Below are 20,915 nucleotides of genomic sequence, written 5' to 3'. Positions count from 1 at the left end.
CATTAATCGATTTATTGGCGGGCCATATGAGGATGACCGAATATTTCTTCCAACTCGGCCTGGTACTTTTCAATCAGTACCTCCCTTTTCACTTTGAGCGTTTGTGACAACTCCCCGGTTGCCGGCGTCCACTCATCGGCTACCACTTTAATTTTCTTGATCTGCTCGTGAGGAGCCAACGTTTTATTAATCAACGCCACCTCTTTTTGAATCCGTTCGATTGCTGATGGATTTTGTATCAACTCTTCGTTGTCACGATAGTTAATCTTGTGCTTGGCAGCCCAGAAGTGCAGGTAATCAAAAGCCGGAGAGATAATCGCCGCAGCAAACTTTTCATTCATGCCCAACACCAAAGCCTGCTCGATAAAACCCGAAGCTTTCAATTTATTCTCGAGTACCTGCGGAGCAATATATTTTCCGGCCGACAGCTTGAAAATGGACTTTTTTCGGTCGGTAATCTTCAAAAATTGACCATTAATCAGTGTTCCGATATCGCCCGTGTGAAACCATCCGTCTTCGTCAACTACTTCGGCAGTGTATTCCGGATCTTTGTAATACCCCAACATCACATTGGGACCTTTGCACAAAATCTCGCCGTCCTCAGCGATTTTGCAATCCACCCCGTCCAAAACAGGACCGACGGTACCAATCATCTTCTCCTCTTTTTCCCATCCATTCACGGCAATCACCGGCCCGGTTTCGGTCAGTCCGTAACCTTCCTGAATACTAATTCCCGCAGCCGAGAAAATCCTACCCAGCCTTTCCTGCATAGCCGCTCCACCAGTGATGATAACACGAATCTTCCCGCCAAGGGCAGCGCGCCACTTGTCGAAAATCAACTTACGGGCCATCTTCAGTTTGTAACGGTAAAAAGGTCCGTAATTCTTCGCCGGATCAAACTTCTCACCCAAACTGACAGCCCAGAAAAATATTGACTTCTTGATACCGGTCAGGTCTTTCCCTTTGGCGATGATATTGTCATACACCTTTTCCAGGAAACGAGGCACCGTTGAAAAGGTATCAGCCTTCACATCGCGAAGATCATTCACTACTGTTCCCAAATTCTGTGCATAATAAATGCTGACACCTTTGTACTGGTAATGGTAATTGACCATGCGTTCGTAGATGTGGCAAAGCGGAAGAAAACTAATGGCTTTATCATTTTCGTCTACTTTATTCCTCGAGGATGTGCCAATGGCATTCGTCACCACACTTCGGTGGGCCAGCATCACACCTTTTGCAGTTCCGGTAGTTCCGGAAGTATAAATAATGGAAAGTAAATCCTCTTCCGTGATACCGCTCTTGATTCGCTCAACCTCTTCTTTATATTCATCCTGATGTTTTTCGCCCAACGCACAAATTTCCGAGAGGTTTCGTTCGCTGTCGATATCATCTATCGTGAAAAACAATTCCACATTCTCTGCTGCATCGGCTACTTTCTTCAAGCGATTGTACATGGTCCGGTTGCCGACCACCACGGCACGACAATCGGAATGGGAAAGCAGGTAAGTATATTCTTCTTCCGTCAGGTTAGGATAAAGGGCTACATGAACAGCGCCAACCTGTGCCATCCCCATGTCCATGATGTTCCATTCGGGGCGGCTGTTCGAAACTGTGACAATTTTGTCGCCCGGTTTTATACCCAAAGCCAACAAACCATAACTAAACTGATTTACTTTTTCGATGTATTGCCGGGTGCTGTACGTCTTCCACTTTCCATCCTGCTTACCGGCAATGATTACCTCTTTATCGAAATTAGCGGCCATCCGATCGAGCAGATCAAATGTTCTTGTCACTTTCATTATCCTTACTGGTTTAGTTCAATTTAATACAGGCAAATTTCTGCACCTGACAAAAATAACATCTGCGCGGTTTTATCTCAGTATGAAAGATGAGATTTCGCCAAATGTCACAAATTTAGAACATATATAAATAATTACAAGTGGCTGTATTCAAGCAAGAAACAAAACATACTTTTATCATAAATTTCTTCCTCTTTCCTGAATGGTATCCCCTTCTTACAGAAAAAGCTGCCCTCAGCAGGCAGCCTTTCAATTGATATCTTCAAATAATCTGTTTACTGACTCACCAGATTCAAGGCTTCCTCCAATACCGTCGGAATTCCGGCAGGTTCTTTTCCGCCCGCTGTAGCATAAAATGGCTGTCCGCCACCGCCGCCTTTCACATGCTTCGCTAAGTCACGAATCATTTTGCCGGCATTGAAACCACGTTCCTTCACCAGCTTGTCCGAAATCATGATATGCAGATTGGCTTTTCCGTCAATCTCAGAAGCCAGTACCAGGAAGAGGTTATCGATTTCGCCTTTCAACTGGAACGCCAAATCTTTCAGCATGGCCGAGTTGTTCACCTCCAGCTGACGGGCAATAAAACTTACACCGTTGATTTCTTTTACTTCGCGCAGCAAATCACGCTTCAAAATACCGACTGCTTCCTTCTCGAAAGCTTCAATTTGCTTGGTCAACTCATTATTGCGCTTCAAAAACTCCTCAACCGATACTTTCAGGTTTTTGGGATTGTTCAGCATGCCCGAAACTTCCTTCAGTACTTTGTGATTCTGCACCATCATTTGTTCGGCACGGTCAGCCGTAATGGCTTCAATCCGTCGAACACCCGCTGAAACAGAACCTTCGGATACGATGGTAAACAAACCGATTTCTCCGGTTGATTCCACGTGTGTTCCTCCGCACAACTCGGTTGAATCGCCAAAGCGAATTACCCGGACCAAGTCGCCATATTTTTCACCGAACAAGGCAATCGCTCCCATGTCCATTGCTTCCTGCATCGGAACAGCACGAAACTCTTCCCGTTTCAGGTTCATCCTGATCATCTGGTTTACCTTACGCTGAATTTCATCAATTTCCTCATCGGTAACTTTCTGGAAATGCGAAAAGTCAAACCGCAGGTAATCTTCGTTCACCAGCGAACCTTTCTGTTCGACATGCTCACCCAGCACTTCCCGGAGTACATGATCCAATAAGTGTGTTGCTGAGTGGTTATTGGCTGTCAATTGCCGTTTACGACTGTCGACATGAGCCATAAATGTTGCCGACGGATCAGCAGGTAACTCTTTCGCGTAATGAATGATGAGGTTATTTTCCTTCTGGGTATCCAGAATACTTATTTTCTGTCCGTTTGCTTCGATGTAGCCGGTATCGCCAACCTGACCACCCGATTCGGCATAGAAAGGAGTGAAGTTGAAAACCAGTTGGTAGGACTCCTTATTCTTCACCTTCACCTTCCGGTATTTCGTAATTTTGACCTTCGCTTCGACATGATCGTACCCAATGAATTCCTCTTCATCATCTGCATGAAGTTGAATCCAGTCGCCGGTTTCCTGGTGCGTAGCGTTCCGCGAACGGTTCTTCTGAGCCTCCATGGCCTCGTTGAATTCCTTCCGGTTAACGACCAAATCGTTTTCACGAAGAATCAATTCGGTCAGGTCAAGCGGAAAACCAAACGTATCGTAGAGTTCGAAGGCCAACTTTCCGCTGACTACTTTATATTCGTTCTTTTTCGTTTCTTCAATAATACTATCCAGCATACGGATACCGGTTTCCAGCGTCCGCAGGAAGGATTCCTCTTCCTCGTGAATCACCTTGGTAACCAGCTCCTGCTGCTTCTCGAGTTCGGGGAATGCTTCGCCCATATTCTGAATAAGAACCGGAACCAATTGGAAAATAAAAGGCTTTCTGAAATTCAGGAAGGTATAACCATAACGCACGGCGCGACGAAGAATACGTCGGATCACATAACCGGCTTTGTTGTTTGACGGAAGCTGACCATCGGTGATGGAGAAAGCAATCGCACGCAAGTGGTCGGCCACTACACGCATGGCAATATCGGTTTTTTCGTCATCGCCATATTTTACGCCTGCCAGATTTCCAAGTTCCCTGATGACAGGCTGGAATATATCGGTATCGTAGTTCGATTGCTTTCCCTGTAATACCATGCAAAGGCGTTCGAAACCCATTCCGGTATCGACATGCTTCGCCGGCAGCTCTTCCAGTTTTCCGGAAGCTTTGCGGTTATACTGAATAAATACAAGGTTCCAGATTTCAATTACCTGAGGATGGTCCTTATTGACCAGCAAACGTCCGTCCTTCTTAGCCCGCTCGTGCTCATCACGCAAATCGACATGAATTTCGGAGCAAGGCCCACATGGACCGGTATCACCCATCTCCCAGAAATTGTCTTTTTTATTCCCATTCAAAATATGATCGTCCGGGAGGTACTGTTTCCAGTAACCACGAGCTTCATCATCAGCTGCGACTCCATCTGTTTCATCCCCTTCAAATACGGTAGCGTAGAAACGATCGGGAGAAATTTTAAACTCCCCCACCAATAACTCCCAGGCCCAATCAATTGCGTCCCTTTTGAAGTAGTCTCCAAACGACCAGTTACCCAACATTTCGAACATCGTATGATGGTAGGTATCATGTCCCACTTCTTCCAGGTCGTTATGCTTACCCGAAACACGCAAACATTTTTGAGTATCCGCAATTCTCGGCGATTTAACCGGCGAATTTCCCAGGAAAATATCTTTGAACTGGTTCATCCCCGCGTTGGTGAACATCAATGTAGGATCATTTTTTACTACCATTGGTGCCGAGGCGACAATCTGATGTTGTTTCGATACAAAAAAATCAAGAAATGTTTGACGTATCTCTTTTGAATTCATAATCAAGAAGCTTAATTCAATAAATGTTAAAATTGACCCGGTTCGTCGGGTTTTCTCCTGCGAAACTCGAAAAAAATTTTAGATTTGCAACCGTTTGAAGGGTCTGTTTTATTGATCCTTGCAAATTTAGATTATTTCGTTAAATTTGTTAACACATATTGTAAAATAAAGGACCAGCATGGGTAAAACCAACTACAGATTTAACCCTGAAACGCTCAGTTACGACAAGATTGAACGCAACATTAAATCTCTTGTCAAGAGATTGCTTGGCTACCTTTCCACAAGTATAGTATTGGCAGTCATCATTTCGATGGTGTTCCTGCAATTCTTCGATTCCCCCAAACTTCGCCGAATGAAACGTGAGAACGAAAGGTTGCTCACGCAATATACTTTAATGAATAAGGATCTGGATAATATGAGCAAAGTATTGAAGGATATTCAGTACCGCGACGACAATATATACCGGGTCATTTTTGAAGCCGAACCGATTCCCGCGTCCGTGCGTAAGGCCGGTTTTGGTGGAGTAAACCGTTATTCACAACTGGAAAGTATGGACAATGCTGATTTGGTCATTTCCACAGCTCGCAAGCTGGATGTTTTGACCAAACAGATTTATATTCAGTCCAAATCATACGATGATGTGATGACCATGGCCCTGAACAAAGAGAAAATGTTGGCCAGTCTGCCATCCATCATGCCGGTTTCAAACAAAGATTTGAAACGAACTGCATCAGGATGGGGATATCGCATTCATCCAATTTATAAAATCCGTAAGTTTCACTACGGAATGGATTTCTCTGCACCTACCGGAACCGAGGTATTCGCAACGGGAAGTGGCGTAGTAAAGTGGATTCGCCGTTCCAAGATTGGCTTTGGAAACCACATCTTGATCGACCATGGTTATGGTTTCGAGACATTGTATGCTCACCTGAGCGCGTTCAACGTAAAACCGGGACAAAAAGTAAAACGTGGAGATGTAATTGGTTTTGTGGGAAGCACCGGAACATCAACGGCACCGCACCTTCACTACGAAGTACATAAAAACGGTAAGAAAGTTAACCCCCAGAACTATTACTTCCTCGATTTGTCGCCGCAGGAGTATGAGAAGATGATTGAGATTTCGTCCAACATGGGACAAAGTTTTGACTAAAAAGCAACACCGTGCCATTTAAACAGCCTAAAGCGGAAAAACTATATTACTCGATTGGTGAAGTAGCCGAAATGTTCGACCTCCGGCCATCCACCATTCGTTTCTGGGAGAAAGAATTTGATTCTCTCAAACCGCATAAAAACAAAAAAGGCAACCGTTTTTTTACCAAAGAAGATATTGAACACCTTGGTTTAATTTATCACCTGGTAAAAGAGCGCGGAATGACGCTGAAAGGCGCACACAAAAAAATAAAAGAAAACCGGCAGGGAACCCAGGATACCTACGAAGTTGTCAGGAAACTGCAGGACATAAAGAAATTTTTAATCGATATTAAAGAAGAGCTGTAAGGTTCTTCTTTTTTTATCCGGAATTACCTGCCTAAAAAACCCGCAAAAATGAAGCTCAGGATTCGTGACATCACCAGCAAACTGGAAGCACTGGCTCCAACATCTTTTCAGGAATCGTATGACAATGCCGGATTGATTGTTGGCAACCCGGACGATGAGGTGGGAGCTGTGTTGCTGACCTTGGATGTAACTGAAGAGGTAATTGAGGAAGCCATTGCATCGGAAGCTGGTTTGATAATTGCCCACCATCCGATTGTCTTCAAGGGATTGAAGCAATTTAACGGCAAAAACTATGTGGAGCGTTGTGTGATAAAGGCTATCAAAAACGATGTGGCCATTTATGCCTCGCATACTAATCTCGATAGTGTTCCCGGCGGGGTGAACACCAAGATGTGCGAAAAACTGGGCTTACAGGGTTGTCAAATCTTGTCACCGATGAAAGGACAATTGTTGAAGTTGGTAACCTTCGTCCCTGTTGAACATGCTGAGAAAGTACGTGAAGCCATCTTCGCTGCCGGAGCCGGCCACATTGGCAATTACGATCAATGCAGTTTTAACCTTCCGGGAGAAGGTACTTTCCGCGGAAGCGAAAACACCAATCCATTCGTCGGTGAGCGTGGCAAGCAACATACAGAGAAAGAGCTCAGGGTGGAAACCGTTCTTCCCCGTTACCGGAAAAGTAAGGTCCTGCGGGCACTCCTAGAAAGTCACCCGTACGAAGAAGTAGCCTACGATTTTTATCCATTGGAAAACGACTGGGCTGAAACAGGCATGGGAATGGTCGGCCATCTTCCGGAACCAATGGACGAAAAATCCTTCCTGCTAAAGGTAAAAGAAACATTTGCCTGTGGAGCCATTCGCCACACCCGGTTATTGAATAAGCCTGTTGAAAAAGTAGCACTCTGCGGTGGCTCGGGTAGTTTCCTTTTAAATGAAGCAAAGGCCTCTGGAGCCGATGTTTTCATTACCGGAGATTTTAAATACCACCAGTTTTTCGATGCCGAGGATCAACTGGTAATTGCGGACATCGGGCACTATGAAAGCGAGCAGTTTACTAAAGAGGTTTTTTATGAAATACTTACCAAAAATTTCCCTAACTTTGCCATTCGCTTATCGGAGGTGAAAACCAACCCGGTAATGTACCTGTAAATACTTAAGAAACACAATAAATAACAAACAGGATATGACGACAGAATTCAACAAGCCGGCTGGTGGGAATGAAGTTCCCGCAGAAGAGAAGCTGAGAATGCTTTATGAGCTTCAAACAGTTGTTTCCGAAATCGATAAAATCCACACACTGCGGGGAGAACTGCCGTTGGAAGTTCAGGATTTGGAAGATGAAATCGCCGGTTTGAAAACCCGCATCGAGAAATATGACGATGAGGTAAAAAGCTTGAATACTGCGGTTACAAACAAAAAAGCCGAAATAAAAGAAGCCAAGTCGCTGATTGAAAAATACACCGAGCAGCAGAATAATGTACGCAATAACCGTGAGTACGATTCGCTGTCGAAAGAGATTGAATTTCAGACACTGGAAATCGAGCTGGCAGAAAAGCGCATCAAAGAGTTTACTGCTGAAGCAAAACTGAAAAAAGACGAAATCGACAAAGCTCAGGTTGACCTGAAAGAACACGAAGAAGATCTCGTGCGCAAACGCAAAGAGCTGGAAGAAATTACTTCAGAGACTTCGGTCGAAGAGCAAAAACTCGTCGATAAATCAGAGTCCATTGAAACGTCTATCGAAGATCGTTTACTAACGGCTTTCAAACGTATCCGTAAGAATGCGCGTAACGGACTGGCTGTTGTAACCGTACAGCGTGATGCTTGTGGAGGTTGTTTCAACAAAATTCCGCCGCAGCGTCAAATGGACATTGCTTCACGCAAAAAAGTTATCGTTTGTGAATATTGTGGCCGCATCCTTGTTGACCAGGATATCATGACGCCACTCTCTGAAGAGAAAGAAAGCAAATAAGCAAAGTATTATTTCATATAAGAAACCCGGTCCAGAAATGAACCGGGTTTCTTTTGTTATATCGTTTTTTGCTATTTACCACTCTCCACCGGCTCCACCGCCGCCAAAACTTCCGCCGCCAAAACCGCCAAAGTCGGAGAATCCTCCTCCGCCGCCGAAGCTTCCGCCTCCGCCAGAGAAATCATTCCAGGAGCCCTGGTGGCTTCCACCTAAAAGATTCATCAGTAACAATCCCTCCAAAAATGAAGGACCGCGTCCAACAGCGCCAAACCTGCGACGTCGACGACCAAAGATGACGAATAAGATGATGAAGAAAATCACCGCCCCAACTCCACCAGTTCCTCTTCCACGTTTGCTCTGTTCGCGTGTAGCCTGAATATACTGGTCAGCCGTAAATTCCTTTTTCGTCAATCCCATCAGTACATTGGTCGCCCGATCGATTCCAATGAAATAGTCTCCCTTTTTGAACCAGGGAATCATCTCATTTTCAATAATTGTTTGCTTGGCAACTACATCCGGAACAACGCCTTCAAGGCCATAACCGACGGCAATAAATGCTTTCCCTGTCGATTCGCTGGTTTTTGGTTTTACCAACATCAATATACCGTTGTCTTTCCCTTTTTGCCCAATTCCCCACTTTTCAGCTAACCGAACAGCATAATCACCCTTATCGTAACCATGAAGATCCTTAACTGTTACTACAGTTATTTGGGTGGACGTTTGCCGGGCAAATTCGGCCAGTTTTTCGTTCAGCATCATCGCTTTCTGCTGCGGCAAAATATTGGCCAAATCGTTGACCAGCCTGGCGGGTTTTGGTCGAGCCGGAAAGTCACTGTTTTCTGCGAAAGCACTAAAACTAACCATCAAAGCCAGCAACAGCAACCATCCCTTAAGTTGTGTAGAAATATGTTTAATTTGTTTCATTATTTTCCGAATGAGATTTCGTCTGATAATTCGTTTACATCATCCTTCTGATAAGGGAAGTGTTCGCTAAGCTGATGTCCTGCCATGGAAATACCTTCAGCAAGTCCGATAGCGAAATCGCCTTCTTTAAAGTATTCCAGCATCTTGTTTTTAATCTCATCCCAGAAATTTTCCGGAACGACCTTATTAATACCAGCATCACCGAGGATGGCAAATTTCCGGTTTCCCACAGCCAGGTAAAACAAAACACCGTTGCGTTCCTTGGTTTTATGCATATCCAGCACTTTGAAAACGTGGGCAGCTCTGTCTAGCACTTCACCCGGGCATTTATCGTCGATATGTACCCTAATTTCGCCACTGGTATTGTGCTCAGCTTCCTGAATGGCTTCTATTATATTAGCCTGTTCTTCCTTGCTGAAAAACTCTTCAATTTTCATGAAACTCCTTTTTTAGAATTGGACTTTCGGCGCCTGATTTGCTCCTTTATCGGCCTCAAAATATGCTTTCTTCTCGAATCCCTGGAAATTGGCAATAATGCTTTGCGGGAATTTACGAATGTAGGTATTGTAATCGCGGGCAACCTCGTTAAACCGACGGCGTTCAACAGCAATTCGGTTTTCAGTTCCTTCCAGTTGTGCCTGTAGCCCAAGGAAGTTTTGGTTCGCCTTTAAATCAGGATATCGCTCAACCGTTACCATTAAACGACTCAACGCTGAAGACAGTCCCTGCTGCGCTTCCTGGAATTTCTGCAGTGAAGCTTGATCGAGATTATCAGCATTTACATTGACTGATGTAGCTTTGGCACGCGCCTCAATCACCGAAGTGAGGGTTTCTTTTTCATGTTCAGCATATCCTTTTACGGTACTCACCAGATTAGGAATCAGGTCGGCCCTGCGCTGGTATACATTTTCAACTTGCGACCACTGAGACGAAACAGCCTCCTGCTTTTCGACCATTCGGTTATTGATGCCAACTCCCCATTTAAAAATTCCGAAGAAGGTCACGACGATTACAACCAGAACAATAATTCCAACTCTTTTCATGTGTATTATCTCTTTTAGTTATCAAATTTCACCGACGGATGTCGGGGTGACCACAAGCGAGCATCATTCAGGTTAAGAAGTTCTCTCATTCTGTGTGGACCAATTATTACTTGAATATTCTTTTACAAGTTAACACAAAATCCAGTCCGTACTAATTGATGTCAGGCACAATCCACAAACAACATAATAATGAGCATGTTCTCAACACACCGCCACCTGCCGAATTGGCATAACTGGCGAAATCAGTCCCACCCAGACCATTTACCAAACATGCCCTTCCTCATTTTTTAATCATCCACAGCATCGTAATTTTATTGTCAGAAAATTAAAACGAAAACTATGACCAACGATACGTTTGCGAAATCCATAACCGAAGGAATTCCGGATGTTTTGCCGGAACCTAAAACTTATGATCCCAATATCAATCACGCTCCAAGGCGGAAGCAAATTCTGACCAACGAGGAAAAGCAGCTTGCCCTTCGCAATGCGTTGCGATATTTCCCGAATAAGCACCATAAAGTATTGGCTCCGGAGTTTGCCCACGAACTGGAAACCTACGGGCGAATCTACATGCACCGGTTTCGTCCGGACATAAAAATGCATGCGCATTCCATCGATGACTATCCTGCCCGCTCAAAACAAGCTGCAGCTATCATGCTGATGATTCAAAACAACCTGGATAAGGCCGTGGCGCAACATCCGCACGAATTGATCACCTACGGTGGAAACGGGGCAGTCTTTCAAAACTGGGCACAGTACCGCCTCACCATGAAATACCTTTCGGAGATGACCGATGAACAGACCCTTGTGTTGTACTCCGGCCATCCAATGGGACTGTTTCCGTCACACAAAGAGGCACCCAGAGTGGTCGTCACCAATGGAATGGTCATCCCCAACTACTCATCAAAAGATGATTACGAACGAATGAATGCGCTCGGTGTGACCCAATACGGCCAGATGACCGCTGGTTCATTCATGTACATTGGCCCGCAGGGAATTGTGCATGGCACAACGATCACCTTAATAAACGCGGCCCGGATGCATTCGGAAGGAGGAATTGCCGGCAAAATATTTATATCGTCCGGGCTGGGTGGCATGTCAGGTGCGCAGCCAAAAGCCGCTGTCATTGCCGGATGTGTAGGTGTCGTAGCTGAAATCAATCCTAAAGCAGTGCAAGTAAGGCATGAGCAAGGTTGGGTCGACGAAGTGTTCAGTGACTTAGATAAATTGATTCCGCGAATGCTTCAGGCAAGTCGGAACAAAGAAGCTGTCTCCATTGCTTACCAGGGAAATGTAGTCGACTTGTGGGAACGACTGGCGAAAGACGGTATTCCGGTTGAACTTGGTTCCGACCAAACATCATTGCACAATCCATATGCAGGAGGTTATTACCCGGCAGGTCTTACGTTGGAGAAGGCAAACAAAATGATGGCAGAAAATCCGGAGAGATTTAAAGAAGAAGTGCAGAAAACGCTACGTCGTCATGTGGCTGCCATCAATCAAATGACAGCCAATGGCATGTATTTCTGGGACTATGGAAACGCCTTCTTGCTGGAAGCGTCCCGTGCCGGAGCTGATGTAATGAAAGACAACCGTCTATTCCGATATCCATCATATGTGGAAGACATCATGGGACCACTTTTCTTCGATTACGGATTCGGACCTTTCCGTTGGATTTGTACTTCCGGAAAACCGGAGGATTTGGAAAAATCGGATGCCATCGCCGCACAAGTATTAGAAAGACTTTCGGCAGAAGCGCCGAAAGAAATCAAATCGCAGATGGAGGATAATCTTCACTGGATTCACAGAGCAGGAGAGAACAAACTGGTGGTTGGTTCACAGGCAAGGATTCTTTATGCCGATTGTGATGGCCGGACGCAAATTGCCGCCGCATTTAACGAGGCCATTCGCAACGGTGAAATTTCCGCTCCGATTGTTTTGGGACGCGATCATCATGATGTTTCAGGAACCGATTCCCCCTTCCGGGAAACATCAAATATTTATGATGGCTCAAGTTTTACGGCCGATATGGCTGTTCACAATGTCATTGGCGATGCTTTCCGTGGAGCCACCTGGGTTTCGTTGCACAATGGTGGCGGCGTCGGTTGGGGTGAAGTAATCAACGGCGGATTCGGCATGCTGCTTGACGGTTCGGAAGAATGTGATCGTCGATTAACACAAATGCTTCACTGGGATGTGAACAATGGTATTTCACGACGTTCGTGGGCCAGGAACGAACCAGCTATATTTGCTATCAAACGCGCAATGAAGCAAAATCCCAACCTGAAGGTGACATTGCCCAATATTGCCGACGATGATATCGTCGCAAAGCAATTCAAAAAACAATAACGGGAATAAAATTCATAGGAAAGAGCTGTCCGGATGAAAATCCGGGCACTTTTTTTATCCGATGGAAGAATTACCAGGCGTTCCTTTTCCGTTTTCCTGGTTCATTTCCATACTGGAGCTGTTAACTCCGGTGGCAACAACCAAGGTAAATGAGAATGTGGTACCACGTCCCAAATCAGATTCAACACTGATTTCGCCACCATTCTTCTCAACAAATTCTTTACAGAGAATCAAACCAAGACCGGAACCTTTTTCACTATTTGTACCATAGGTTGTAAAGAATTCACGGGAATCGAAAATGCGGGAAATATTTTCGGCAGGAATACCTACTCCATTATCTTTAATCGAAACGCGATAGTTGTTTCCGGCGCGATGGCCAAATACCGTGATTTTACCTTTTTCGGGTGTAAACTTGGTGGCATTCGTCAACAGGTTGCGAATAACCATATTAATCATATTCCTGTCGCAGTATACCATGCAGTCTTCAGTCAGTTGCGAAGTCAGTTCAATATTCTTCTTGTCAGTAAAGAAACGCTGCTGCTCAATATTTGAATCAACTAACCGACGAATAGAATTGGCATCTTTAAAGATTTTGAGTCCACGTTGACTTTTTGCCCACGAAAGCAGGTTTTCCAGCAATTCATAAGTATTCTCCGAAAGCCGGTACAATTCTTCTTTGATTTGCTCCTGCTCTTCCGGAGGAAAAACATCGGGTTCCTTAATCAGTTGATGAAGCATACTCTTGGAAGCACCTATCGAACCACGCAAGTCGTGGCCAATGATTGACAATAACTTGTCTTTTGTGGTATTGAGTTTTTCCAGTTCATCCTTTTGCTGGAGAATTTGCTCATTACTGGACTCCAGTAAGAGATTGGATTTGCGTTTAGTGGTATAAAGCGTAGCGACCAGTGCAGAAAAAACAGCCAGAACCAAAATGATTCCAAGCATGATATTGAAACGAATCCGTTTTCTACCCAACTCCAAATCCTTAATCGCATTGTCTCGGGTCAGGATTTCAATCTCATTTTGCTTCTGCTCCAGTTCATACCGGCTTTGAATTTCCGTAATCAATTTGGCTTTACTCTCATTGAAAGCTGAATCACGAATCGTTGAATAAGTATTGTACAACTCGAAAGCACGACGATAATCACCAGTTATTGCTACCAACCGGGACAATGCAGCGTAATTCTTTTCCAGTAAATCAATAATATGCAGCTTCTTAGCATAGTCGATACTCTTTTCGAAGTCTGCCATGGCTTGGTCCGATTGCTTTCTTGCGTCGGCAATCAATCCCATATTGTAGTATACATGCGCCAGTCCTTCCACATAATTCATACTCTCGAATTTTGCTTTCGCTTCGAGAATCTTCGCCTCACCTTCGTCAATCCGGTTGAGCTTAATCAAAGCCTCGCCCATCCCCAAAATACCAATACTTTCGTACTGCCTGTTATCAAGCATAATACCGATACCATAACACTGACGGTAGTAGTCAATCGCTTTCTCGTATTCACCGCGATCCTTGTAAATTTCACCGATATTATTTAATGGAATAGCTTCGTTGGAAAGTTGATTCAAGTCACGATACACGTCAAGTGCCTCATTATAATATTTAAGCGCTTTATCGAGGTTGCCCCAATCGTGGTATGCTACTGCAATATTATTTTTAATGCGTGCCACCTCTTCTTTTGAGCCTTTCTTTTCAAAAATGGTTAAAGCGCGCATAAACAACTCCATTGCCTTAACATAATTGCCGGACGTAGAATACAATCCGGCCAGGTTCGAGTCAATCGTAGCAATCTCAATATCGTCCTTGGGAGACTTCAAATAAGTCAAAGCCTCTTCGTAGGCATCCAGTGCTTTCTTGAAATCGCCTATTTTGTTGTAGTAGGAGCCGAGCGAATTGAGTGAGTTAGTAATTAGTTTCCGGTCATTTAAATCTTTTCCAATCAGCAACCCTTGTTTTAAGAGTGGCAGGCAGGCTTCATACTCCCCCCGCAGAAAATAATTACTCCCCATTGCCACATAAGCGGTTCCTTCCTCTTTACGGTCCTTCCGTTTAATAGCCAGTTCAAGGGCTTGCTCAGCATAATTTTGGGCTTTCTTGGCATCAATATAGAGGTAGGCAAAAGAAATCTGGTTGAGCAGCTCTGCTTTATTTTTCTCCGAAACGGAAGAAAGCTTTTGCACGAGACTGTCGACTTCTTCAACGTTGGGTTTGGCGCTTAAAATTAGGGGTATACAGACCAATCCCAACAATAGGGTTATATAAACTAACTTACCTCTGGGCACGGTTGGTTAAGAAGGTTTTAAAATTGGTAACAGAACTTTGGGTTTAGATAAACAAATTAAAAAAAATTACTGAGATAAAAAAACATTAATTAAAATAAGATTCAATATGTAACACCATATTTACCGGTTATTAATCCTCAAAGAACCTGTAAATTCTGGACATATCGCCTTGTAGTTCATCAAGAGAAAAGGCACGAACCTTTCTGAAAGTTTCTTTTCCCTCGGCAAAGAAGATTACTGTTGGAACCGTAAAGACTGAAAAAGACGCAGCCAATTCAGGTTCCTGATCCACACTCACGGCCCGAAAAGCTACTTTCGGGAATTCACTCTGCACCAATGCCTCAACTTTGGGCCTCAGTACATGACAAACCGAGCAATTGGGGCCGGTAAAATACAATAATACCAGTGCTTCGGTTTCTACCAACTCTTCAAAATGCATAAGATCGTTAAATGCTAAACGGAAACATCGTTGTTCCCGCGTTTATGATATTTGTTTTTGTAACAACACAACAGCTTGTACCGAAATGCTCTCTTCTCGCCCCTCCGGACCAAGTCCTTCAGTAGTTGTGGCTTTTACGGCCACACTTTCTTCATCAATTTCCAATACCTCTGCAATCTTTTGTTCCATCATCGTGATGAAAGGCATTAACTTCGGCTTCTGTGCAGCAATGGTTGAATCGATATTGACAATTTGGTAACCCTTTTCCCTGACCAGCCGGTATGCTTCTGCCATAAGCATTTTGCTGTCAGCATTTTTAAATTCTTCCGATGTATCGGGAAAATGAAAACCAATATCACGCAAACGTGCAGCTCCCAACATGGCGTCACTAATGGCATGCAACAAAACATCACCATCGGAATGTGCCACTGTTCCTTTGTAATGAGGAATCCGAACTCCGCCAAGCCACAACTCCTCACCTTCGGCTAGCCGATGAACATCGTAGCCTAGTCCCACACGATAAGCCATAAACTAACGCCGAATTTTTTGAAATGCATCCAAATCGAATGACAATGTGAAACGTAACGTATTTTGCAGCGGATTGTTTCGCTCAACTGGAAGAAGATAGGAAAAATCCAAAGCAAACACATTCATTTTCAAACCAGCACCAGCTGTAAAATATTTTCGGTTACCCTTATTCTGATTCTCATAAAAATATCCGGCACGCAAAGCAAACTGCTTATTATACCAATACTCTGCTCCAAGTGACACCATCACCTCCTGCAGCTCTTCCTTAAATCCACCGGGAGCATCACCAAACGAGGAGAATACAGCGCTTATCGCCGATTTATCAGAACCATAACCAGGAGTAACAATGATGGTACCATTTCCCGAATCGGTTGTGGAAACAGTATCAACCGGAGTCGGCACCAACAATTTATTGATATCTGCGGTTAGTGTCAGCGAATTGTACTCATCCAAATCCATGGAGAAAGCTGTTCCCAAACGAAGATTGGCGGGAAGAAACTCTTTTGTTTCGCCCTGATCGTAAGAAATCCTAGAGCCAACATTGGAAATATCAATACCGGCAGAAATCTCCCGTCGCTGACGACTGTCTTTCCATGCCGAATGATAATAGAATGAAACATCGGTTGCAAAAGCATTGCCCGGCGAATAGGTTTCATCGCCCACTCCACCGGAAAGATCTGACCGGATATACCTCAATACAACACCACCGGACCAATTATCCGAAAGCTTTCTTGAATAACCCGCATCGAAAGCAAATTCATTCGGATTCTGACTCCCCATCGGTTGTCCCTGTACATCGGTTAGCTGAATGCTACCCAGTGAGAAATACCGCAGTGAAGCGCTGACTGTTTGCTGGTTGTCGAGACGATAGTAACCAGCAACATAGGCCAGGTTAATGTCATCAGCCAAATCCCGAAGCCACGGCGTATAGGAAACCCCGATTCCGAATGAGCTTTCCATGAATGCATATTGCGATGCGTTCCAGTGCTGAGAATTCACGTCCGGAGATGTAGCCACACCGGCATCCCCCATCGCTCCATGTCTTGAATCGGGTGCAATGGTCAGGAAAGGTACAGCCGTAGTAATCGGATTTGCCTTTACATCCTGTCCGGTAATAGTTTCCTGGGCAAATACTTTCGCTGTTTGCAGCAACGAGACAATGGCAATTAGGCTAACAAGCAGTTTTCTCATAGATATGGTAAAATAAAAACATTAATGTCCACAAAAATAAGCTTTTGTTTTCAAAATGCATTCCTATACAGGAACGCTTTTCATAATAAAAAATTATCTTCAGACGTATGTTTCTAATGCAATATCAACATTCGTCCACTTCCAGAAGCAGAAAAACCCTCGCTTGATGTGGCAGTAATCCGATAAACGTATATTCCCTTTGGCAAGTAGATACCGCGCGAGGCAGGATTCCATGTAACCGAATTACTCGACAATCCATCGGATAGAACAGATTTATCCATTCGGTCGACCAAACGTCCCTGCAAATCGTAAATAGAAATGGTAACATCAAACAGTTCACCGTATTGGTTATGTTCAAAAACAAAGTGCGTTTCGTCCGTAACCGGATTCGGATAATTATAGACACGGCTTATCTTTAGTCCTGTATTCACCTTAAACTCCACCTCCTTCTCAGAAGAATTATTCAATACATCCCAGGCCTTAATCTTCAAGGTATGAATACCGTCTGACAGATTATTAAACTGGTAATTAACGGTTCCGCTGTTATAAGAATTCAGATCGGCCTGAAACAAATCGTTGAGTACAATTAAATTCTGCTCATTGCCATCAAGTGTAGCGGTTAAATCATGCCCAATACCCGTTCCGGAAGTGTTAATGCCGGTTTCATCAGCCAGGGAAACTAACAGCAACGGATTCTTTCCAGTTTCATCGCCCGAACGGAAATTCTCATTATCCAAATAAATCTGAATATCTGGTCCTGTTACATCGTTTGTCGAGCCAGATGAGGCTCCACCAATATCAAATTGATTATAATATCCTTGCCCATCAACCTTTCCATCCGTTGCATAATAACGTATCATACCTTTATCCACACGGTAATTAATATCCTTTGGCACGACAAACGAAAAGGAAAATACACCACCTGTAACCGACACTTTCCCCTTGTATAGTACATTATTCTGAACAACATAATCGAAAGGTGTCTGCCCGGCATTTCCTAACGTCTGCTCTGTCGTTTGCTTATCATAAACTATCGGATAAAGATCGCCGTTAAAGTTCGTCAATTTGTTTCCTTTAATGTCTTGTACCTGTCCGTTTACCTTAATAACATCCAACGCACGAATCGTATCACTCAATCCATCCGCCTGCTCCCCATTAATTTGCAATGTAGCGACATGGTATTGCGGATAGGTAAGGCGCAGCGCTGGATCGCCCAGTAACGCAAACTTCCGGGAATTAATAGTCCCGCCGTTATCAATCTTCGATAAACGGATAACATCGCCCATTCTCAGGTTTTTTCCATTCTGGTCCTGCTCAAATACATGATTGAAAAAACTTTTATTAATCTGATAATTGGCAGAAGAATAAACCAGTCGGGTAGTCGAGAAAAGCGCAACTCCACCACCATTTGGATTAAAAAGAACGTGTTCACCGGCCGATTGCTTATTGGTATAATCCCACCGGCTGAATTCGCAGGTAGCTGTAACAAACACGGGAAGTTTATCGTAATTCGTCCAGGCGTCAATATCCGGCTTCATCAACACTTTTTCATGAGCCAGGCCCTCCTCATTCGCATGACCGGTATAATTCATGATCAAAACCCCCCGCTTGATACGATCGTTAATAGCAGTAGTCACTTCCGGATACCGCTCGTCGGGCGTTGTTTCCTGCGGGTAAGCATCAAAATAAATCTTATCAGTGTAAAATGACGGGTAATTTGTGTTCACCTGATCAGCCAGCCGTTCGGCATCACGCATATGCAAATTTCCATCCTCGTCATCAGCAATAAAGCACAACACATTCCGCCATTCCCCCATACTGGTCTCCGACGCATAATGGATAATTTTATCGATGGCCGCTGTTGCTTCAGCCTGCGACAAACAAGGAATTCTTCCTACGCCAACATCTACGGCTCCGTTATACTCCCCTTCGCCATCATCGAGTAACCCAAAATAATCGTCCGACACAAAAGACAAAGATGGATTTACCGAATTCTCGGACTGCCAGGTTGGGATATAATCCGGATTTTCATCTGACACCTCATGTATATTATCATAGGTTCCTTTTCCGAAAAGCAACACATACTTCAACGGTGTACCCGAATTCTTCCGGTAACACATTCGAATAAAATTCCGAATGGCGGTTACATCTTTTACGCCTGCTGAAAATTCATTATAAATCTTTTCTACCGGAACAACCGAAACATGCATACCGTCTGTTTGCCGGTGAAAGTTGGCTAACTCATTGGCTTGCGCCAGAAAAATTTCAGGAGTGATGATGAGCATTTGTCCTGCATCGATGCCATGCAAATCCTGATTTGCTATATTTTCGACAAACTCAACACCTGGGAAGTTGGCAGAAGGATCAAACGCAATAAATTCACGCAAGCTATCAACTGAAGCAAGAAAATTCAATGTACTTCCGTCTAATGTCGCCTTCATTGCCTTCGGACTCAACGGTGAAGTCACATCCCAAATCCTTGTTTCCGAATTGGCACCGGAAAGACTGAATCGGGCTATGCGTCCTAATTTCACGGAACGGCTATCCCGAAAAATCAATTCATTTCCCGAAAGGACCATATTTGCCCTGGCCTGCATCCGGATATAATCCAGCCAGGTTTGATCAGTTCCTCCTGCATTTGACTGTAACACGACATTTATCTGTGTCCCGGCACCGGAATACGCAAACTGCTTCTCTTGCAGATCAGCGTAGTCGGCACTTTCGTATGTTTGATAGGCACTAAATTGAAAATCGGCGAGCGTTGTTCCGTTGACCTGAACAGATAATGAGGAGCCGCTCTTGGTTCGCGCCGCAGCCACCATTTGAAAGGAAACAGGCTCCGAAACCACCCGGTTGGGCACAGAGAAAGCAACACTCTGAGAAGCACTACCTGTTAAAGCCGGACCAAACCACTGCCGCCCCGATTCAATCAGGTTATTCTCTTCCTTTTCCGAAAAGTCATGATAATCATATTGTGTAATAGTAGTATCTGCTGTTGATCCCGTAATCGCATCAGTTGATACCTGAGGGGCTGCGCTGGAATTTTCCGTTAGGTAAAAGAAGGAATAATCAGGAGCGAAGGAGTTCAGTTGATGTTGATACATCCCCGTTGCCTCATCGTACGTCCATTTTACGGTTCCCGGTGCATAAAAGAACAAACAATCATCTCCCGAGGCATTTTTCCCGGTATAGAAAGGAATCGGGACCAGATCATCCGGAGAGCCCGGGCTGTTCACCCGATCTAACATATATTCCAAGTTCCCGTAAATCCTCACGTTCGCCGGTGTCTGAAACCCCATATTAGTCAAATCAGCATAAGTAATACAATGCATCCCTTGTCCGGTTGCTTTCACCTTCTTCCATGTTCCGGAAGCCAATACGGAATGAGTGGCCACACCACCTACCAAACTGGCTGTCTTCAGGTCCGGAAGGACGGAGTATCTTACATGAAAACGGGAAACATACCGAACGTTTCCTGATTCGCCGACGAAAGGAGACAATCGCAATTGAAGAAATTTCTTCCCTGCTGCGGTCAAAACCTTGCTGGTAAACAACAATGTATCGGGGAAAGCATATTCTTTTAACGCTCGCGTATCCGGAAGGGAATCCCATTGGTCGACCACCAGTTGAGCATCAACTGTTGCCGAATTAACCGGTATCATAACCGACCAAAAAGGGATTTTGGGTTGAACATCATCGAATTTAGCACCGGTGAAAACTGGAAGTATTGAATTATCAACCTTATGCCACGCTAATGACACGGCAAGCTGCTCGCCGTAAATATTGCAGCTGAATAGAAAAATTGATATGAATAAGAATAATTTATACATTGTGGACGAGCAAATACCGATGATATTATTCTGCTCTCTGAATTCCAAACTAACTGAAAAACAGAAAATCATTTACAATATCAACGTTTTTTTGGAAAATCAAATATTTCGGACAAGACAAATGAACGCAATTTTCTTTAATCGCAATATTTTA

Annotated in this window: 15 protein-coding genes; 5 read left to right on the top strand and 10 right to left on the bottom strand. The window is 44.2% G+C overall.

All coding sequences use genetic code 11. The annotated features are described in order from the left end of the window. Window positions 1–11: 11 nt before the first annotated feature. Window positions 12–1,802, bottom strand: coding sequence for an AMP-dependent synthetase/ligase (locus tag T426_RS0115400; RefSeq protein ID WP_025864330.1), 1,791 nt, complete (start codon window positions 1,800–1,802; stop codon window positions 12–14). 275 nt (window positions 1,803–2,077) lie between these two features. Next, entirely contained in the window at window positions 2,078–4,699 is a 2,622-nt protein-coding gene (gene alaS, locus T426_RS0115395; protein WP_148303734.1) for an alanine--tRNA ligase, read from the bottom strand. Window positions 4,700–4,877: 178 nt separating this feature from the next. On the opposite strand from alaS, the gene T426_RS0115390 reads away from it, so the two are divergent. The 4 genes from T426_RS0115390 to T426_RS0115375 are packed head-to-tail and all read left to right on the top strand — an operon-like array spanning window position 4,878 to window position 8,168. Next, window positions 4,878–5,849 carry a M23 family metallopeptidase gene (locus T426_RS0115390; RefSeq protein WP_025864328.1) on the top strand — a complete coding sequence of 324 codons (972 nt, stop codon included), beginning with the start codon at window positions 4,878–4,880 and terminating at the stop codon, window positions 5,847–5,849. Window positions 5,850–5,860: 11 nt separating this feature from the next. After that, window positions 5,861–6,196: a MerR family transcriptional regulator gene (locus tag T426_RS25805; RefSeq protein ID WP_025864327.1), complete on the top strand. Its 336-nt coding sequence runs from the start codon at window positions 5,861–5,863 to the stop codon at window positions 6,194–6,196. Between the two features lie 48 nt (window positions 6,197–6,244). Next, window positions 6,245–7,345 carry a Nif3-like dinuclear metal center hexameric protein gene (locus tag T426_RS0115380; protein ID WP_025864326.1) on the top strand — a complete coding sequence of 367 codons (1,101 nt, stop codon included), beginning with the start codon at window positions 6,245–6,247 and terminating at the stop codon, window positions 7,343–7,345. Window positions 7,346–7,379: 34 nt separating this feature from the next. Then, window positions 7,380–8,168 (top strand): zinc ribbon domain-containing protein, encoded by a 789-nt coding sequence (locus tag T426_RS0115375; protein ID WP_025864325.1) that lies wholly within the window; start codon window positions 7,380–7,382, stop codon window positions 8,166–8,168. Window positions 8,169–8,243: 75 nt separating this feature from the next. Here T426_RS0115375 and T426_RS0115370 read toward each other — a convergent pair whose 3' ends face one another. Genes T426_RS0115370 through T426_RS0115360 form a run of 3 tightly spaced genes read right to left on the bottom strand, consistent with a single transcriptional unit; the run spans window position 8,244 to window position 10,135 of the window. Next, on the bottom strand, window positions 8,244–9,092 hold the full coding sequence (locus tag T426_RS0115370; protein ID WP_025864324.1) for a TPM domain-containing protein: 849 nt from the start codon (window positions 9,090–9,092) through the stop codon (window positions 8,244–8,246). Beyond that, window positions 9,092–9,529: a TPM domain-containing protein gene (locus T426_RS0115365; RefSeq protein ID WP_025864323.1), complete on the bottom strand. Its 438-nt coding sequence runs from the start codon at window positions 9,527–9,529 to the stop codon at window positions 9,092–9,094. Before T426_RS0115365 ends, T426_RS0115370 begins: the two co-directional genes overlap by 1 nt. Before the next feature lie 12 nt (window positions 9,530–9,541). Beyond that, the gene (locus T426_RS0115360; RefSeq protein WP_025864322.1) at window positions 9,542–10,135 is read right to left on the bottom strand and encodes a LemA family protein; all 594 of its coding nucleotides are present in this window, start codon (window positions 10,133–10,135) and stop codon (window positions 9,542–9,544) included. A 339-nt stretch (window positions 10,136–10,474) separates the two neighbouring features. Between T426_RS0115360 and hutU the strand changes: the two genes are divergently transcribed. Further along, window positions 10,475–12,484 (top strand): urocanate hydratase, encoded by a 2,010-nt coding sequence (hutU, locus tag T426_RS0115355; RefSeq protein ID WP_025864321.1) that lies wholly within the window; start codon window positions 10,475–10,477, stop codon window positions 12,482–12,484. A gap of 54 nt (window positions 12,485–12,538) precedes the next feature. Here hutU and T426_RS0115350 read toward each other — a convergent pair whose 3' ends face one another. The 5 genes from T426_RS0115350 to porU all read right to left on the bottom strand — a co-directional run bounded on the left by T426_RS0115350 (window position 12,539) and on the right by porU (window position 20,761). Then, on the bottom strand, window positions 12,539–14,773 hold the full coding sequence (locus T426_RS0115350) for an ATP-binding protein (RefSeq protein ID WP_153637584.1): 2,235 nt from the start codon (window positions 14,771–14,773) through the stop codon (window positions 12,539–12,541). Between the two features lie 130 nt (window positions 14,774–14,903). Beyond that, window positions 14,904–15,212, bottom strand: a complete 309-nt coding sequence (locus T426_RS0115345) for a thioredoxin family protein (protein WP_025864318.1) — start codon at window positions 15,210–15,212, stop codon at window positions 14,904–14,906. 42 nt (window positions 15,213–15,254) lie between these two features. Beyond that, window positions 15,255–15,740 carry a 2-C-methyl-D-erythritol 2,4-cyclodiphosphate synthase gene (gene ispF / locus T426_RS0115340; protein WP_025864317.1) on the bottom strand — a complete coding sequence of 162 codons (486 nt, stop codon included), beginning with the start codon at window positions 15,738–15,740 and terminating at the stop codon, window positions 15,255–15,257. Window positions 15,741–15,743: 3 nt separating this feature from the next. Beyond that, window positions 15,744–16,931 carry a type IX secretion system outer membrane channel protein PorV gene (porV, locus tag T426_RS0115335; RefSeq protein ID WP_025864316.1) on the bottom strand — a complete coding sequence of 396 codons (1,188 nt, stop codon included), beginning with the start codon at window positions 16,929–16,931 and terminating at the stop codon, window positions 15,744–15,746. Window positions 16,932–17,044: 113 nt separating this feature from the next. After that, window positions 17,045–20,761 (bottom strand): type IX secretion system sortase PorU, encoded by a 3,717-nt coding sequence (porU, locus tag T426_RS0115330; protein WP_025864315.1) that lies wholly within the window; start codon window positions 20,759–20,761, stop codon window positions 17,045–17,047. Between the last annotated feature and the right edge of the window lie 154 nt (window positions 20,762–20,915).

The organism is Prolixibacter bellariivorans ATCC BAA-1284, assembly GCF_000621705.1.
In the GTDB taxonomy this organism is placed as follows: Bacteria; Bacteroidota; Bacteroidia; order Bacteroidales; family Prolixibacteraceae; genus Prolixibacter; species Prolixibacter bellariivorans.
This window is presented reverse-complemented; position numbering and strand designations above follow the sequence as displayed.

Excerpts from the sequence above, each read along its gene's own strand:
- T426_RS0115400 (WP_025864330.1), bottom strand. The coding sequence starts at position 1,802 with ATGAAAGTGACAAGAACATTTGATCTGCTCGATCGGATGGCCGCTAAT.
- alaS (WP_148303734.1), bottom strand. The coding sequence starts at position 4,699 with ATGAATTCAAAAGAGATACGTCAAACATTTCTTGATTTTTTTGTATCG.
- T426_RS0115390 (WP_025864328.1), top strand. The coding sequence starts at position 4,878 with ATGGGTAAAACCAACTACAGATTTAACCCTGAAACGCTCAGTTACGAC.
- T426_RS0115380 (WP_025864326.1), top strand. The coding sequence starts at position 6,245 with ATGAAGCTCAGGATTCGTGACATCACCAGCAAACTGGAAGCACTGGCT.
- T426_RS0115375 (WP_025864325.1), top strand. The coding sequence starts at position 7,380 with ATGACGACAGAATTCAACAAGCCGGCTGGTGGGAATGAAGTTCCCGCA.
- T426_RS0115370 (WP_025864324.1), bottom strand. The coding sequence starts at position 9,092 with ATGAAACAAATTAAACATATTTCTACACAACTTAAGGGATGGTTGCTG.
- T426_RS0115365 (WP_025864323.1), bottom strand. The coding sequence starts at position 9,529 with ATGAAAATTGAAGAGTTTTTCAGCAAGGAAGAACAGGCTAATATAATA.
- T426_RS0115360 (WP_025864322.1), bottom strand. The coding sequence starts at position 10,135 with ATGAAAAGAGTTGGAATTATTGTTCTGGTTGTAATCGTCGTGACCTTC.
- hutU (WP_025864321.1), top strand. The coding sequence starts at position 10,475 with ATGACCAACGATACGTTTGCGAAATCCATAACCGAAGGAATTCCGGAT.
- T426_RS0115345 (WP_025864318.1), bottom strand. The coding sequence starts at position 15,212 with ATGCATTTTGAAGAGTTGGTAGAAACCGAAGCACTGGTATTATTGTAT.
- ispF (WP_025864317.1), bottom strand. The coding sequence starts at position 15,740 with ATGGCTTATCGTGTGGGACTAGGCTACGATGTTCATCGGCTAGCCGAA.
- porV (WP_025864316.1), bottom strand. The coding sequence starts at position 16,931 with ATGAGAAAACTGCTTGTTAGCCTAATTGCCATTGTCTCGTTGCTGCAA.
- porU (WP_025864315.1), bottom strand. The coding sequence starts at position 20,761 with ATGTATAAATTATTCTTATTCATATCAATTTTTCTATTCAGCTGCAAT.